Here is a 16,357-nt window from a genome sequence, read left to right on the forward strand (position 1 = left end):
TGATTTTAACACAATTTAACAAGCTTTACGTTATAATCCAGAATACCTTTGTTAAACCTTTTAATGGTTTCCCTATCTAACAAACAAAACAAAATCATAAAATGAAAAGATTATTCATCGCTTTATTGGGAGTTATGTCAATTGCGTCGGTTGCAAATGCACAGAAAAAAACTTCGGGAGCTATACAGTTCGAAAACACGATCGATCCTGCTGCCATGGCGTCGGCAAGTGGTATTCAATTGTCCGATCAGATGAAAGCCCGGATGCCTTCATCAAGCAAAACCAACTTCGAGTTATTGTTTACGGCTACCAACGCTAGCTACATGCCGGTTGAAGAAACTGAAGATAGCAATGGTGCAGGTGGCGGTGGCGGAGGTATGGGCCGTATGATGATGCGTTTTGGTGGTGGCGGCGGAAACCGTGAATATTATTATGTTTTTGCCGATAAAAGCTTAACAGAAGTGTTCGATCTGAATGATACCACTTATTATATGCCCAGCAAATTAACTTTATCAACTTCGGGCCCTATTGGTTCTTTTAGAATGGGCGGTGGGAATCCAAACGATACCACAAAGGCAAAACCTGCGCCTGCACCAACCATCGAAGTGGTTAAAACAGATTCTACCAAACAGATATTGGGCTTTACCTGCCACCAGGCAATTGTAAAATCTACAAGAGCCATCAAAATATTGGATATGGATAAAAACGTAGTAGAAGAAACCAAAATCTGGTATACAAAAGATTTGGGCTTCGATTTTTCGCCAAACCCTAATATGTGGACAGAAGGTGCAGTTTTGGCAATAGAAGGCAGGGGAAACAGTTCGATTGCAAAAAGCATTGAATATAGAAATGTAAGCTCAAAAGATGTAACAGCTCCTAAAAAAGCAAAATTGATTACCGCTGAAGAGTATAAAACCAAAATGGATAATATGATGAAACGTTTTAGACAGAACAGACCTGGTGGCGGTGCCGGCCAGGTAAGGGTGTTTGGAACGAACTAATATATTTACAGTATAAGGAATATGGCCTGCTCATTATTTTGAGCAGGCTTTTTTTATTATAAATTTAAATAAATTTGAGTTTGTCACATTTCTCTTCCAGATCAATCGTAACAAGTAGTATAAATTCCTTAACATGTATTTGACTAGCTTTGACAGACCCAGTAGAAGAATCGTCATTTCGACTGGAGCTATCCGGTTTTTCACCGGCAGCGTAATGGAGAAATCCATAGAGAGATTTCTCGACTACGTTGCACTCCGCTCGAAATGACGACTACTGAGTGACTGTCATTCATATTTACTTTTATAAAATAAATTAGGATGACAATTTTATACTGTTGAGAGGGTATTTTTCTGTATCATTTTTGAATACATCGGCTAAATTTCATTTTTCGCCTTGGCAGGTTATTCGATAATAACTATTATTGGGTTACATACCAATGAAAATACAGTGATTACTACAGAAAAGACTAACCTGCTCGAAACGAAGCAACATTTTGAAATTTTAGATGGATTAAGGGGAATTGCCGCCATTGCGGTTGTAATTTTCCACTTTATGGAAATAGCCATCACAGACTACAGCAAAAACTTTATAGGGCATGGCTACCTGGCTGTCGATTTCTTTTTCTGCCTATCAGGCTTTGTAATCGCTTATGCTTACGATAACCGCGCACCACATATCGGGATTACACAGTTTTTTAAATTGCGGCTTATCCGCTTGCATCCCCTGGTGGTAATTGGTTCTGTTCTGGGCCTCTTAACTTATCTGTTTGATCCTTTTAGCGATTTATACGCGATTTACGGATTCGGGAAAACAGCTTTATTGTTTCTAACCTCAGCTTTTCTGGTTCCTTATCCGCTTATGCCTGAGCGTTACACCAACCTGTTCTGCTTAAATGCACCGGCATGGTCTTTATTTTGGGAATATGTAGCCAATATATTTTATATCCTGCTGCTTTATAAAATCAATAAAAAAGCACTTATTGCATTGGTTTCTGTTGGTGCAGTGGTGCTTTGTTATGTAGCTGTTAAATCAACCACTGTAGGTGGGGGCTGGGGTGGACAAAATTTCTGGGATGGGGGTGCAAGGGTACTCTATTCGTTCTCGGCGGGTATGCTGGTTTACCGTTTTAATCTCATTATTGAAAACAAATTGGGCTTTTTAGGCATAACTGCTTTATTGTTGATTGCATTTTTATTCCCTTTTCATAACGATTATAACTGGATTACCGAACCAATTGTAGTGCTGTTTTATTTTCCTTTATTGGTATCATTGGGCGCTGGAGCGGAGCTAAGTTCTTCCCTAAAAAACCTTTGCAAATTTTCTGGAGATCTATCTTATCCCTTGTACATGACCCACTATCCGTTTCTATGGATTTATCTTACTTATGTTGCGGTAGTGAAACCAACCGGAATGATGCTTTTTGGTGTAATTCCTATTTCGGTATTGGCACTCATTATTTTGGCCTACGTCATTATGCGGTTTGTGGATACACCTCTGCGCAAATATTTGAAGGATAAGTTTTTAAGGACTTAGGATGTTTAACCATATAAAACATATAAGCTTTTAAAGTTCAGTGATAATCCGTGCGTCTATGGCATTTTGATCCGCTGTTATAGTGATTAAGCATTAGCATTTGCGCTTTGATTAGTAGCCGGTTTTAGGCAAACTTCAAAACAGATGAACCGAAAAACCTTGCTTTTTGACCAAAAAATCCGTATATTTGCAGCAAATTAGTATCACAGTGTAAGTGATCTTTAAAACTTTTTTATTTAAACATTAAATCATAGTTGTAGATGATTAACATTACTTTACCTGATGGCTCTGTCCGTCAGTATGAAAAGGGCACTTCTGCCCATCAAATTGCATTGTCAATTTCTGAGGGCTTAGCCCGTAACGTATTAGCCGCAGAGGTTAATGGCGAAGTTTGGGATTCAACCAGACCAATCGAATCTGATTCATCGGTAAAATTGTTAACCTGGAATGATGCCGCTGGAAAATCGACATTTTGGCATTCATCTGCCCACTTAATGGCCGAGGCCTTAGAAGCGCTTTATCCAGGCACCAAATTTGGTATTGGACCAGCAATTGAAACCGGTTTTTATTATGATGTAGATTTTGGCGACCGCGAATTTTCTTCGGACGATTTTAAAGCGATTGAAACCAAAATGATCGAATTGGCCAAACAAAAGGAAACTTTTGTGCGCGAAAGCGTGAGCAAAGCCGATGCTGTAAAATATTTTACCGATAAAGGCGATGAGTATAAACTGGATCTGATTGATGGCTTAGAGGATGGAAAAATTACTTTCTATACCCAAGGTTCATTTACCGATCTGTGCCGCGGTCCACATATTCCAAATACTGGTTTTGTAAAAGCAGTAAAACTGATGAACGTGGCTGGCGCTTACTGGCGTGGCGATGAAACTAAAAAACAGTTAACCCGTATATATGGCGTAACTTTTCCGAAGGCGAGCGAGCTTACCGAATATCTTTTAATGATTGAGGAAGCTAAAAAACGCGATCACCGTAAATTAGGAAAAGAGCTTGAACTGTTCGCTTTCTCAGAAAAAGTGGGCATGGGCTTACCATTATGGTTGCCTAAAGGTACTGCATTGCGCGAACGTTTGGTTAACTTTTTAACCAAAGCACAGGCTAAAGCCGGTTACGAGCAAGTGGTTACACCACATATTGGCCATAAAAACTTATATGTAACTTCTGGTCACTGGGAGAAATACGGTAAGGATTCGTTCCAACCGATTAAAACACCACAAGAAGGAGAGGAGTTTTTCTTAAAACCAATGAACTGCCCTCACCACTGTGAGATTTACAAAACTAAACCGCGTTCGTATAAAGATCTTCCGGTTCGTTTTGCTGAGTTTGGTACAGTATACCGTTACGAACAAAGTGGCGAATTGCATGGTTTAACCCGCGTACGTGGCTTTACTCAAGATGATGCACACTTATTCTGTATGCCAGAACAAGTGAAAGATGAGTTTAAAAAAGTAATTGATCTGGTACTTTATGTATTCAAATCGTTAGGTTTTGAAAACTATACTGCGCAGATTTCGTTAAGAGATCCTGATAATAAGGCCAAATACATCGGTTCTGATGAAAATTGGAGGTTATCAGAGAACGCAATTATCGAAGCAGCGGCTGAAAAAGGTTTAAATACCGTTGTAGAATATGGCGAGGCGGCTTTCTATGGTCCTAAGCTAGATTTTATGGTGAAAGATGCTTTGGGCAGAAAATGGCAGTTGGGTACCATTCAGGTAGATTATAACTTGCCAGAGCGTTTTGAACTGGAGTATACTGGTAGCGATAACCAGAAACATAGACCGGTAATGATCCACCGTGCGCCATTTGGTTCGTTAGAAAGATTTATTGCTGTTTTGATTGAACATTGTGCCGGAAATTTCCCTTTATGGTTAAGTCCCGAGCAGTTTATCATTCTTCCTATTTCAGAAAAATATGAAGATTATGCAAAAAAAGTTTTAGATGAACTAAATAATTCCGATATTCGCGGGCTGATTGACTTTCGAGATGAGAAAATCGGACGCAAAATACGCGATTCGGAAGTTAAAAAGATCCCATACATGCTCATTATCGGCGATAAAGAAATGGCAGAAGGAAAAGTTTCTGTCCGTAAGCATGGTGAAGGGGATTTAGGTGAAATGACGTTGGAAGAGTTCAACAATTTATTAAGAAAAGAAATAACAGTTTAAATTAAAATAATACAAATTTGGCATTAGGAAGACCAGGATTTAATAGGGGACCACGTCCGCCTTTTAAGAAAAAAGAAGCAGAGCATAACATTAATCAGTACATTAAATCGCCTGAAGTGCGTTTGGCTGGCGATAATGTTGAACCGGGGATTTATCCTTTGGCTAAAGCTTTGGCACTTGCTGATGAACTGGAATTAGATTTGGTGGAAATTTCGCCAAATGCTGTACCACCAGTTTGTAGGATTATAGATTACAGTAAATTTGTTTACGAACAAAAGAAAAAGCAAAAGGAAATTAAAGCCAATGCTAAACAAACTGTAATTAAGGAGATCCGTTTCGGTCCGAATACCAACGACCACGATTTCCAGTTTAAATTGAAGCATGCAGTAAGCTTTTTGGAGAACGGTGAGAAAGTTAGGGCTTACGTGCATTTTAAAGGTAGAGCAATTGTTTACAAAGAGCAGGGAGAGATTTTATTGTTGAAATTTGCCCAGGCTTTAGAAGATGTAGGAAAAGTAGAATTATTACCTAAGTTAGAAGGTAAGCGTATGTTCTTGACTGTTGCGCCTAAAGTAGTAAAAAAATAAAAACAATTTTATAAATTAAATAACAGGTTATGCCAAAAATGAAAACCAATTCCAGTGCTAAAAAGCGTTTTTCGCTTACTGGAACAGGTAAAATCAAAAGAAACAAAGCATACAAAAGTCACATCTTAACCAAGATGAGTACTAAACGTAAACGTGCTCTTGGAAATGCAGGAATTGTAACAGATGCAGATTCAGGTAACGTAAAACGTATGCTTTGCATCGGAAAGTAATTCATTAATTTCACCAGGTATCAGGCATTAAAGTTCCTTAATTTGGACGCCGCTTACCAAAAAACAACAACAACATGCCACGTTCGGTAAACGCAGTAGCTTCGAGAAGAAGAAGAAAAAAAATCCTTAATCTAGCCAAAGGCTATTGGGGAGCAAGAAGTAAGGTTTATACTGTTGCTAAAAACACAGTAGAAAAAGGTTTGCAATATGCATACCGTGACCGTAAAGTTAAGAAAAGAGAATTCCGCGGATTGTGGATCCAACGTATCAACGCTGGTGCACGTCAACACGGTATTTCTTACTCTCAATTAATCGGTAAACTAGCTTCAAAAGAAATCGGTTTAAACCGTAAAGTATTAGCTGATTTAGCAATGAATCATCCTGAAGCTTTCAAAGCTGTAATTGATGCAGTAAAATAGAAATTTTCGCTTAGGCGATAATCATATTTAGAAAAGGTCCTGGTTTTATATCAGGACCTTTTTTTGTCTTTAACTCTGATCTTCTATATCAGCTTCAGGTGCATTATTTTTTACCGATTCGATACCATTATCTCTGGCAGCTGCACTTTCGTACATTTCGCTCGAGCCAATAATCTGTCCGTTGGTGGCTTTTAAACTAAAATGATATTTACCGTTGCTCGAAGTTTTCTTTTCAAATTTCGAATCATCCTGCGCATTGTTTTTAACAGATGCGATTCCGTTTTCACAGCTTGACTTTGCTGCATAACCTTCACTGGTTAAAATAACCTGGCCATTGCCAGCTTTAAGATTAAATTGAAACTCGCCGTTTGATCTTTTACTAATTACAAATTTTCCCATAATTAATGATAATTGTTAGTGCTTTGGTTAGTGTTACTATACTGATTAATCTAAAAATAGGGAATATTTCTTTAAAACTATATGGAATATATATTAATTTTTGTTTAAATTTTAACTCAGCACACTATCTCATATGGGCCAGAAGTAAGCTTTACGAACTTGCTTTTTAGCTTTAATTTTTAGCCTAAACTATTCGTAAACCTCATTCTAATACCGCTCTGAAAATTCTGGATAATCTTAAATATTTCTATCAAGGTTACTTTTTCGATTTTGGTCAGCGAATCTATTTCTATAAAATTATTGGGAGCAGCCTGGTCGTTAATGATCAGATTGGCCTGATGTTTTAAGCGCAAACCCATCAAATAATAATAAGATTGTGAAAGTTCGTTAAACTGCTCTTCACTAAAAACACCAAGTTCTTTTAATGCTTTTAACCGCTCACCGGTATTTTCTTTCTGGAATATCCTATTCTGAAGGGCGTAAACCCTGGCCAGATCTACTATTGGCGTCATAGCAGTCTTAATATCAAACACTTCTTTTTTCTGTATTTTCTGTGTTCTTATATTTCTGAAATAAGTAAGGGGAGGTTCGTATAACAGCGCATTTTTAGCTAAATACACGTAAAATTTTTCTATCGGTTTCTGCAGCTCTTCATCAACAAAGGTGCGTAGGCTTTCCATGATGCTTAAATCGCCATAAATTGCCCTACAATCAAAAAAGGCAGCAAATTTTACAGCAGCTTCGGGCAAGGCTTCTTCAATCCAGTTTTTATAATTGTATTTCCAGTGCGAAAGAGAATGCGTCCAGTTTGGGTTTGTGGCCATGTAATCTCCATCGCAGTATACAAAACCAGTGTAGTTTAATTTATCTGAAACCTGTGTGGCAAAATCGAGAAAGTAGGAGCGTACTTCAGCTCTTTTTTCTTCGGTGGTATCTTCGTAAATAATGGCATTATCCTGGTCGGTTTTAAGGCTGAGCTCTTTACGGCCTTCGCTGCCCAAAACCATAAATACAAATTTTGCAGGTGGCGGACCAAGCTTGGCAATTACCTCTTCAATAATTTTAAACGAAATGGTATCTGCAATGGTGGTTACTACCTCATTTACAATTTTAGCGTGCACACCTCTTTCCAATAGCTGCGCTACAATATGCGGTACTTTTTGCCATTTCGATTTAAGGTCGCTGGTGTTTACGGCCGATTTAACCGATTGGATAAAAACCAAGGGCGATTCGGCCTGCTCGCTCAAAAGTCTGTTCCGGCTTAAAAAACCAACGTAGCTGGTTTCGTCATTTACCAAAAGATACCGCGATTTTTTACTGAACATCATCAGTATCGCTTCGTACACATAGGCATCGGGCGATATGGTCACGATGTTTTTATCCATTACCGCCTCAATGGGCAGGCTACTATCCAGTTGCTGCGCAATTACCCTATCACGCAGGGTAATATCGGTTACAAAGCCCAGATAGGTTTCCTGGTCGTTTTTGATAAAAAGACAACTTGTTTTCTGCTCTGCCATTTTAATAGCAGCCTCGAAAATGGGGGTATCAGGACTACAGCTAAATATTTTTTTAAAAGTTATATCCCCAATCCTGGCCGTATAAATCCGATCGGTTAATTTATCTTCCATTAAACAATCCTTGTAAAATTCTTTTGAATGAAAATACTTTTTTCTGTTTCTCCTGGTTAAAAGTATGTTCTTGATGGTAAGCTGAAGTTAAGCTTATTTTTTCGGTATCTAAGAGGTGAAAAAATATCTTTGCGGCATTTAAGGCATCAGCTAGCGCATTGTGCATGTTTTCAGGAACTTCATTAAACAAAATGGTATAAAATTTATCGAGTTTTAGGTGGCTGATTACGGAGTTGGTGATGTAATCGGCACTTGCTTTCATGGTACAGAAAAAAGGCAGATCTTTAAAAAGATGTTCTTTTCCAATCCTATACAGCTCAACATTAACCATGTGGTAATCGAGCTCAATAAAATGCCCAATAATCAATGGCTGATAATTTTTAACATCGCTGTAAAACTGTAGCAATACTTTTTCCTTGCTTTCACCATGCTGCTGAAGGTATTCAGGTGTTATTTTATGGATTTTTTGCGCAGCTTTATCGATCGTAAAGTCTGTGTTTTTGATATAATGATTTTCTCTTTTAACCTCTTGATGGTTTTTGTCATAAATAATCCAGGCAATCTGTACAATATGTGGCCAGTTTTTTTCTTTTGAGTATGGTGCAGACCAGCTTTTGGGCAGGCCTGAGGTTTCTGTATCTACAACGAGGAAATATTCTTGCAATTTTTGCTGGTTAGATGGTGTGTTAAAGATTTTCTTATCTCAAAGATAATTAATTATAAACGATAATATTTATTGAACGCGTGCAGGGCAACAAAATAGGCTAGAAAATATTTATTTAAATATCTAACGATATTTTTGTTTAAGTGAAAGATTTACGTTTATTTGCTGCCAAAAAAAAAATATTTATGCTCTCACGATTTTGGTGTGCCTTTGCATGCTTGCTGTGTATAAATGCTGTTTTTGCGCAAGAAAAACTGGCCGAAAACATGCATTTCAAAAAACTGCCCAATGGTTTGGAAGTTTTGGTTGTTGTAGACCGTACGGTACCATTGGTTACCATAGAAATGGCCTGTAGAAATGGTTCCTTTACCGAAACGGATGAGTTTAACGGCCTAAGCCATTTATACGAACACCTGTTTTTTAAAGCCAATAAAGATTATCCTGATTTTGAAAGCCTTAACAACAGGATGAACGATCTGGATATCAACTCGAATGCCACCACCAGGGAAGAAGTGGTGAATTACTTTTTTACGCTGCCTTCTGCAAATTTAAAAGCTGGACTGAGCTTAATGAATTCTTCTATCCGTTATCCCAAATTTATCAAGGAGGATATGGCATTGGAGAATGAAGTTGTAAACGCCGAATTTACCAGGCACGAATCGAGTCCGGTTTTTGCATTGATGGAAGCCAACTCAAGGCATATGTGGGGTGCAAATTATTCGCGTAAAAATGTTATTGGCAGTCACGAGGTTATTCTTTCGGCCACGCCATCCAAAATGGATTCTATAAAAAACAAATATTACTGGCCTAACAACAGTGTTTTGGTTATTGCGGGCGATGTGAAGGTTGATGAAGCATTCGGGTATGTGAATTATATTTTTAACGGTTGGAAACCATCAAAAGTAGATCCATTCGAAAAATGGCCGATCCCTGAATTTAAACCTTTGGTTAAAAACGATTATTATTTGGTAGAATCGAACAAAAGCCCGGTTCCGTACATGCTTTTTAGCTGGCACGGACCAGATACCAGAAATGATGTACCGGCCACCTATGCTGCTGATGTGTTTTCGTTTATTGTAAACCAGAATGGCTCAAAAATGAAACAGGCACTGATTAATTCGGGTTTAGCACAAGAAGCAGATGTAAATTATTATACCCAGAAATATACCGGTCCGATTAGCTTGATGGTAAGTCCAAATCCTGCAAAAATAAACGAATGTTATCAGGAAGTGTTGAAACAGATTTCGCTTTGGGCCAATGAAGATTATTTATCCGACCTTCAGATAGAAAGGGCGAAAAGACTGTTATCTATCGAACAGGTGCAACGCAGGGAAGTAACTTCCGATTATGCGCATCTGCTGTCTTTTTGGTGGGCCTCGGCATCAATTGATTATTATACGCATTATGAAGAAAATGTAAACAAGGTAACCAGAAAAGATTTGCTTGATTATGTGCGCAAGTACATTAAAGGTAAGCCCTATTGTGCCGGATTAATGATGGATAAAGCCGCCATGGCTGAAGTGAAACCAGAAACTTTTTTTAAATCGACCCATTAATCCGACATCATGAAAAGAATTATATTTTTTATAGCTTGTGCCCTGTTTTTTAGTGAAACGCAGGCGCAAACCAAGGCCATTTCATTTGATGTTAATGGGCTAAAAGTGATTTTAAAACCCACTGAGAAGGAAACGGTTAGTATAAGCATGTTTTTTAAGGGCGGTGTAATGAATTACGATGCCGCACACGCCGGAATTGAAAATTTAGCACTGGCCGCTGCTGCAACCTGTGGTACCAAAAATTATAGCGTTGTTGATTATCAGGAACTGGCCGATGAGTATGGGATTGATATTGCTGGTTCATCTAAAACTGATTACGGAACAATTAGTATGGATTGCATTTCCAAATATTGGGATCAGGGCTGGAAACTGTTTTCGGATGCGGTTATTAACCCGGCATTTGATAGGGCAGAATTTAAGACCACTAAAGAGCGCATGATATCTGCTATTTACCATAGCCAATCAGACCCCGAAACCAGGGTGGAACAGATGACGATGGAAAATATGTTTAAAGATTCGAGGTACAGCATTAATCCATTGGGTAGGAGCAAAACAGTTGGCGCTTTAACGGCAGAGCAGGTTAGTGCTTATTATCACAATGAACTGCTGAACAAGAACAAAATGTTTTTGGTTGTGGCGGGTAAAATCACTAAAGAAGAACTCGAGAAGAAAATACAGGGTTCTTTTAAAGGACTTAAAGAGAAGCCATATACGGCACCGGTATACAAGCGCGAAATGTTAACCGGCGAAAAGCTGGTATTCGAACAAAGAGATATTGCTACCAATTACATGAGCTGTATTATGAACGCCCCAACCATGAACAGCGCAGATTACCATGCTTTTGTGTTGACTATCAATGCGTTGAGCGGTGGTATGAATTATGAGATCAGAACCAAACTGGGCTTATCATACGCTCCGGGCGCAACCATTAAAGTGCAGCAGATTCCTTACACCGCCATGTATGTAAGCACTACTCAACCAAAAAAGGCTTACCAGGCCATGATAGCAGTTTACAACGGCATTAAAGAAGGCAAATACAGTGAGCGCTATATCGAAGCATTGAAAAAAGACCATCGCGACGGTTATTATAGGCACCAGGAAAGTGCAAGTTCAATTGTAGAAGATTTGGGCGAAGCCGAAGTGCTTGGAAGTTATACAATTATTGAAAATATGGTGGCTAATTTTAACAAAGTTACCTTACAGGATATGAAAGATGCTTTTACTAAATATATGAAAGGTGCAATTTGGGTGTATTTGGGCGATGAGCAAGTGGGGAAAGCTGCTTTTCAACAATAAATAAAGCCCGCAGGTTTTCGAAATCTGCGGGCTTTGATCCTTGCTATTTACTGATCAATAAAAAGATAACTGCGGCCAATACCGATCCGATAATCGGACCTACAATAGGAATCCAGGCATAGTCCCAGCCGCTACTTCCTTTACCTTTCATTGGAATTATAGCATGTATAATCCGTGGACCTAAATCTCTTGTGGGATTAATGGCGTAGCCCGTTGTTCCGCCAAGCGCCAAGCCGATTACCCACACCAGAAATGCCACAGGAATAGCACCCATAGAGCCCAAGCCGATAGGGGTAACGTTTTCTTTGGTTCCCATACTGGCATCTGTAAAGTAGAAAATCACAAATATCAGTACAAAAGTTCCGATAATTTCGGAAACCAGATTGGATACATTATTACGGATGGCCGGAGCTGTAGCAAAAGGAGCGGCCTTTAAACCCTGATCGGCTGTGGCATCGAAATGATCTTTATACATGAGCCAAACCAGCAATGCACCTGTCATGGCGCCCGCCAATTGCGACAGGATGTAAAAAGGCACGAGCGACCAATCAAAACCTTTACCAATGGCTAAGCCTAAAGTAACTATTGGGTTTAAATGGGCACCGCTGTATGGGCCCGCAACTACCACACCAACAAATACGGCCAATGCCCAGGCTGTGGTAATGGTTATCCAGCCACCGTTATTACCTTTAGTACCCTGAAGTACTACATTGGCCACTACACCATTTCCTAAAAGGATCATTAATGCGGTTCCAATAAATTCTGCGAGATATACGTTCATATATTTAAATTCTTTACAGCTTTACAATTTTTATTTTAGTCTTCAGCATTAACTCTTGCCGCTTTAACCGCTCTGTTCCATCCTTTTATGCGTGTGGTATTGTCTATACCTTCTGCAGCAACAAAAGTGGTATCTATTTTCCATTGCGAGCGGATCTGATCTATGCTTTCCCAAAAACCGGTAGCTAATCCTGCCAGGTAAGCTGCGCCGATGGCGGTAACTTCTGTAACCTTTGGCCTGATTACTTTACAGTTCAGTAAATCAGCCTGAAACTGCATCAGCAAATTATTTGCTGTTGCTCCGCCATCTACACGGAGTTCGGCAATGTTTACACCTGCATCTGCCTGCATGGCTTTTAAAACATCCATGGTTTGATAGGCTATACTTTCTAAAGCGGCTCGTGCAATGTGAGATTTGTTTGTTCCGCGGGTTAAGCCGGTAATGGTTCCGCGTGCATGTTGATCCCAGTGTGGGGCACCCAAGCCTGCAAATGCAGGTACCACGTATACACCATCGGTATCTTTTACCTTTAACGCAAGGGTCTCTACATCAGCCGATTTAGAGATCAGTCCCATTTCGTCCCTTAACCATTGCACTACGGCCCCTCCAATAAAAATACTACCTTCTAATGCGTAATTCACTTCACCGTTAATCTGCCAGGCAATGGTGGTTAGCAGATTGTTCTCTGATATTTTTGGTTTGGAACCGATATTCATCAACATGAAACAGCCCGTTCCGTAAGTGTTTTTGACCATGCCGGGCTCGGTGCACATCTGGCCGAACAAGGCCGATTGCTGATCGCCAGCGATACCCGCAATCGGAATTTTAGCCGCCAATATCCGGCCTGCCGTTTCGCCGTAAACCTCGCTCGATGATTTTACTTCGGGCAGCATCTGTTTTGGAATAGAAAACAGTTCAAGCAGTTCTTCATCCCAAGCCAATGTGTGGATGTTGTAAATCATGGTGCGCGAAGCATTGGTTATATCTGTAACATGTTTTGCACGTGCAGTTAGTTTCCAGATTAGCCAAGAATCGATTGTTCCAAATGCCAGTTCGCCTGCTTCGGCTTTTTGTCTGGCGCCTTCCACATTTTCGAGGATCCACCTTATTTTGGTAGCCGAAAAGTACGAATCTATAATTAAGCCAGTTTTATCCTGTATTTTTTTTGCCAGCCCCTGGGCCTTAATTTCATCGCAGTAAGATGAGGTACGCCTATCTTGCCATACTATGGCGTTGTAAATGGGCTGTCCGGTTGCTTTATCCCAAACTACAGTGGTTTCGCGCTGGTTGGTAATACCGATCGAATCTATATCGCTAACGGCTAGGCCTGCTTTAACAATCACCTCGGTAACAACAGCCAATTGTGTCGACCAGATTTCCATCGGATCGTGCTCTACCCAGCCGGCATTGGGGTAAATCTGTGTAAATTCGCGTTGGGCGATGGCTACTATATCGCCATTGTGATTAAAAATAATTGCTCTCGAACTTGTGGTTCCCTGATCGAGAGACAGGATGTACTTACTCATAATTCAAATTTTGGTTAGTTGGCTAAAGCCGGATTGGTTGTTTTAGGTGATGAATGATAAATATAACCGTCGGCTAATTTATTAAAAGTTTCGATTTGATCAGATTCCCAATTTTCATCGGCCGATAATTCCCTGGCCAGGAGGGTGGCCACTTTTGGTGCCATATCTTTTGCAGCCTGCGCATCAATAAACAATATTCTTAACCTTCTGCTTAAAATATCCTCTACCGTTTCTGCCATTTCATATCTGGCCGCCCATACCACTTCTGCCTCGGTATAAGGAAAGGCTGGGTTTAATTTTTGGCGCAGGTGAGGAGTTTGTTGCATTAATGCCTCAATTTTATCGCGGTCGGTGCCATAAATATCCAAATGGTGTGTTCCTTTATGGTTCAGGCTACCGTGTATGGTTAAATTTTGGGTTACACATGCTTTCGGTTCTAAATCTGCATGCGTAATGGCGAGGTTAACGGTTTCTTCGGCCATGCGGCGATAGGTTGTCCATTTTCCGCCAGTAATGGTGATTAAGCCTTTAGCAGAAACAATTAGTTTATGATCTCGGCTGATTTCTTTAGTACTGTTACCATCGCCATTTGTGGGTGCAGCAAGGGGTCTCAATCCTGAAAAAACACTCAAAATGTCACTTTCTAGCGGTTTACGGGTAAAATAGGAGGAAGCGGTGTTCATAATAAAATCTACCTCTTCTTTTAAGGCCCTTGGCTCTAAGCTATGCTCATTTAAAGGTGTATCGGTTGTGCCCACCAGCAGGTGGTTGTGCCAGGGTACAGCAAATAAAACGCGTCCATCAGATGTTTTTGGGATCATTAATGCCGATTCGCTGTTTAGAAAGCTTTTCTCGAGCACTACATGCACACCCTGACTGGGACGAACCATTTTTTTGGAATTGGGGTTGTTCATCTGCAAGATATCATCGACAAAAACGCCCGTTGCATTGATTACCACCCTAGCCGAATAACTAGCTCTCGATCCAGTAAGTGCATCCTGGGTTTCAACACCTGTAACGGCACCTTTTTCATCTTTCAGCAAGGCCGTAACTTTTGTGTAGTTTAATAAAATCGCACCTTTTTCTGTGGCGGTTTGCGCTATGTTTATCGCCAAACGTGCATCGTCAAATTTTCCATCATAATATCTAATGCTGCCTTTCAATCCCTCTGCCTTAATGCCTGGCATCATGGATAAAGTTTCTCTTTTTGAAAAATATTTAGATTTACCAAAACTGTATTTACCGGCAAGCCAGTCGTAAACGCTAAGTCCGGCTAAATATTTTAATACAGAAAACCAATCGTAGCATGGGATAAGAAAAGCTTCTTTATTTACCAGGTGGTTGGCATTTTGCTGCAGCAAACCCCGTTCTTTTAAAGCATGGCGCACCAAAGCAATGTCGCCCTGGGCCAAATAGCGTACGCCACCGTGCACCAGTTTGGTACTTCGGCTTGATGTACCCTTGGCAAAATCTGATTGTTCTACCAGAAGGGTTTTGTAACCTCGGCTGGCGGCATCTAGTGCAGTACCAAGGCCAGTGGCCCCGCCACCTATAATAATCAAGTCGTAATTTACGTTTTCAGCAGTAATGTTTTGATGCAGCCTTTTCATTCGTATCTGTAAAGAAAAATAATAAAACGAAACAATACGCAATTATAAGAAATGATAATCGAAATAATATAATATAGGTGTTAAAAATTTATTAAATATTTCTTTAAAATATTTTAAAGAATGTTTTTATTGCTATTTTGCAGCACGCTAATTTAATATACTATGATGAATTTGGCTGAGAGGCACCAGTTTATTTTAAGTCGCCTGCAACGTGATCAATACATAAATGTGGTAGATTTATGTAAGGAATTGAAAGTGTCGTCCGTAACAATAAGAAAGGACCTAAAACTACTTGAAGATAAAAGCCTTCTTTTTAGAACACATGGTGGGGCAACTGTAAACAATCCGTATACAGTTGACAGGCCAGTTAATGAGAAGGAAAAAATACAATCGACCGAAAAGAACAAAATAGGGATAGCTGCAGCTGCTTTACTGAACGATAACGATTCTATTGTAATTGCATCGGGCACAACAGTACTGTACTTTGCCAAGAATATTGCACCGGCTACCAATTTAACTGTTGTAACTTCGGCTTTAAATGTAGCACTTGAATTAATGCGCGAACCCAGCATTGAAGTAATACAGTTGGGCGGTTTACTGAGGAAAAGTTCATCATCTGTAATGGGCGCCTATGCTGAACAGGTTTTGCAGGATTTTTACTTCAACAAGCTGTTTTTAGGTGTGGATGGTATTGATCTGGATTTTGGCTTAACCACCACAAACGCCATGGAAGCACATTTAAACCGTAAAATGATCGGTGTATCACAAAAAACAATTGTGCTTGCCGATTCGACCAAATTTGGCAAAAGAGGCTTCGGCAAGATATGCGGATTGGAAGAAATTGATCATATTATTACAGATAAAGGAATTTCTGAACAAATTGTTAAACATTTAGAGAGTTTAGGTGTTACTGTTACTATCGTATAGTGATATCCAC

General features: G+C 39.7%; 15 protein-coding genes. 9 read left to right on the top strand and 6 right to left on the bottom strand.

Annotation, left to right across the window (positions count from 1 at the left end):
• Positions 1 to 101 precede the first annotated feature (101 nt).
• The 6 genes from ACS5PU_RS04415 to rplT all read left to right on the top strand — a co-directional run bounded on the left by ACS5PU_RS04415 (position 102) and on the right by rplT (position 5,957).
• The gene (locus tag ACS5PU_RS04415; protein ID WP_439458063.1) at positions 102 to 1,001 is read left to right on the top strand and encodes a hypothetical protein; all 900 of its coding nucleotides are present in this window, start codon (positions 102 to 104) and stop codon (positions 999 to 1,001) included.
• Positions 1,002 to 1,449: 448 nt separating this feature from the next.
• Positions 1,450 to 2,535, top strand: a complete 1,086-nt coding sequence (locus ACS5PU_RS04420; RefSeq protein WP_439458064.1) for an acyltransferase family protein — start codon at positions 1,450 to 1,452, stop codon at positions 2,533 to 2,535.
• 260 nt (positions 2,536 to 2,795) lie between these two features.
• Positions 2,796 to 4,721, top strand: coding sequence for a threonine--tRNA ligase (thrS, locus tag ACS5PU_RS04425; protein ID WP_439458065.1), 1,926 nt, complete (start codon positions 2,796 to 2,798; stop codon positions 4,719 to 4,721).
• Positions 4,722 to 4,738: 17 nt separating this feature from the next.
• On the top strand, positions 4,739 to 5,308 hold the full coding sequence (gene infC / locus ACS5PU_RS04430) for a translation initiation factor IF-3 (RefSeq protein ID WP_056848841.1): 570 nt from the start codon (positions 4,739 to 4,741) through the stop codon (positions 5,306 to 5,308).
• 29 nt (positions 5,309 to 5,337) lie between these two features.
• A complete protein-coding gene (gene rpmI, locus ACS5PU_RS04435) occupies positions 5,338 to 5,538 on the top strand; it encodes a 50S ribosomal protein L35 (RefSeq protein ID WP_010600880.1) in 201 nt (66 codons plus the stop codon).
• A 74-nt stretch (positions 5,539 to 5,612) separates the two neighbouring features.
• Positions 5,613 to 5,957 (top strand): 50S ribosomal protein L20, encoded by a 345-nt coding sequence (gene rplT, locus ACS5PU_RS04440; protein ID WP_025144714.1) that lies wholly within the window; start codon positions 5,613 to 5,615, stop codon positions 5,955 to 5,957.
• Between the two features lie 69 nt (positions 5,958 to 6,026).
• Here rplT and ACS5PU_RS04445 read toward each other — a convergent pair whose 3' ends face one another.
• The 3 genes from ACS5PU_RS04445 to ACS5PU_RS04455 all read right to left on the bottom strand — a co-directional run bounded on the left by ACS5PU_RS04445 (position 6,027) and on the right by ACS5PU_RS04455 (position 8,651).
• Positions 6,027 to 6,356, bottom strand: coding sequence for a YegP family protein (locus ACS5PU_RS04445; RefSeq protein WP_439458066.1), 330 nt, complete (start codon positions 6,354 to 6,356; stop codon positions 6,027 to 6,029).
• Positions 6,357 to 6,535: 179 nt separating this feature from the next.
• Positions 6,536 to 7,987, bottom strand: a complete 1,452-nt coding sequence (locus ACS5PU_RS04450) for a DUF294 nucleotidyltransferase-like domain-containing protein (protein ID WP_439458067.1) — start codon at positions 7,985 to 7,987, stop codon at positions 6,536 to 6,538.
• Positions 7,977 to 8,651: a 3'-5' exonuclease gene (locus tag ACS5PU_RS04455; RefSeq protein WP_439458068.1), complete on the bottom strand. Its 675-nt coding sequence runs from the start codon at positions 8,649 to 8,651 to the stop codon at positions 7,977 to 7,979. The genes ACS5PU_RS04450 and ACS5PU_RS04455 overlap by 11 nt, the downstream gene beginning before the upstream one ends.
• Before the next feature lie 185 nt (positions 8,652 to 8,836).
• Here ACS5PU_RS04455 and ACS5PU_RS04460 point away from each other — a divergent pair, with 185 nt between their 5' ends.
• Both ACS5PU_RS04460 and ACS5PU_RS04465 read left to right on the top strand, forming a co-directional pair.
• Entirely contained in the window at positions 8,837 to 10,207 is a 1,371-nt protein-coding gene (locus ACS5PU_RS04460; RefSeq protein ID WP_439458069.1) for a M16 family metallopeptidase, read from the top strand.
• A gap of 9 nt (positions 10,208 to 10,216) precedes the next feature.
• Positions 10,217 to 11,503 (top strand): M16 family metallopeptidase, encoded by a 1,287-nt coding sequence (locus ACS5PU_RS04465; protein WP_439458070.1) that lies wholly within the window; start codon positions 10,217 to 10,219, stop codon positions 11,501 to 11,503.
• Between the two features lie 43 nt (positions 11,504 to 11,546).
• Here the strand turns inward: ACS5PU_RS04465 and ACS5PU_RS04470 are convergent, their stop codons facing one another.
• From ACS5PU_RS04470 to ACS5PU_RS04480, 3 genes are read right to left on the bottom strand one after another with little or no spacing between them, the layout of a single operon-like run.
• The gene (locus tag ACS5PU_RS04470) at positions 11,547 to 12,284 is read right to left on the bottom strand and encodes an MIP/aquaporin family protein (RefSeq protein WP_439458071.1); all 738 of its coding nucleotides are present in this window, start codon (positions 12,282 to 12,284) and stop codon (positions 11,547 to 11,549) included.
• A 35-nt stretch (positions 12,285 to 12,319) separates the two neighbouring features.
• Positions 12,320 to 13,810, bottom strand: a complete 1,491-nt coding sequence (gene glpK, locus ACS5PU_RS04475; RefSeq protein WP_439458072.1) for a glycerol kinase GlpK — start codon at positions 13,808 to 13,810, stop codon at positions 12,320 to 12,322.
• A 14-nt stretch (positions 13,811 to 13,824) separates the two neighbouring features.
• Positions 13,825 to 15,420, bottom strand: a complete 1,596-nt coding sequence (locus tag ACS5PU_RS04480) for a glycerol-3-phosphate dehydrogenase/oxidase (protein ID WP_439458073.1) — start codon at positions 15,418 to 15,420, stop codon at positions 13,825 to 13,827.
• Positions 15,421 to 15,582: 162 nt separating this feature from the next.
• Between ACS5PU_RS04480 and ACS5PU_RS04485 the strand changes: the two genes are divergently transcribed.
• Positions 15,583 to 16,347 (top strand): DeoR/GlpR family DNA-binding transcription regulator, encoded by a 765-nt coding sequence (locus ACS5PU_RS04485; RefSeq protein ID WP_439458074.1) that lies wholly within the window; start codon positions 15,583 to 15,585, stop codon positions 16,345 to 16,347.
• The last annotated feature ends 10 nt before the right edge of the window (positions 16,348 to 16,357 follow it).

The sequence above is a fragment of the Pedobacter sp. GSP4 genome, assembly GCF_051857575.1.
Lineage (GTDB): Bacteria > Bacteroidota > Bacteroidia > Sphingobacteriales > Sphingobacteriaceae > Pedobacter.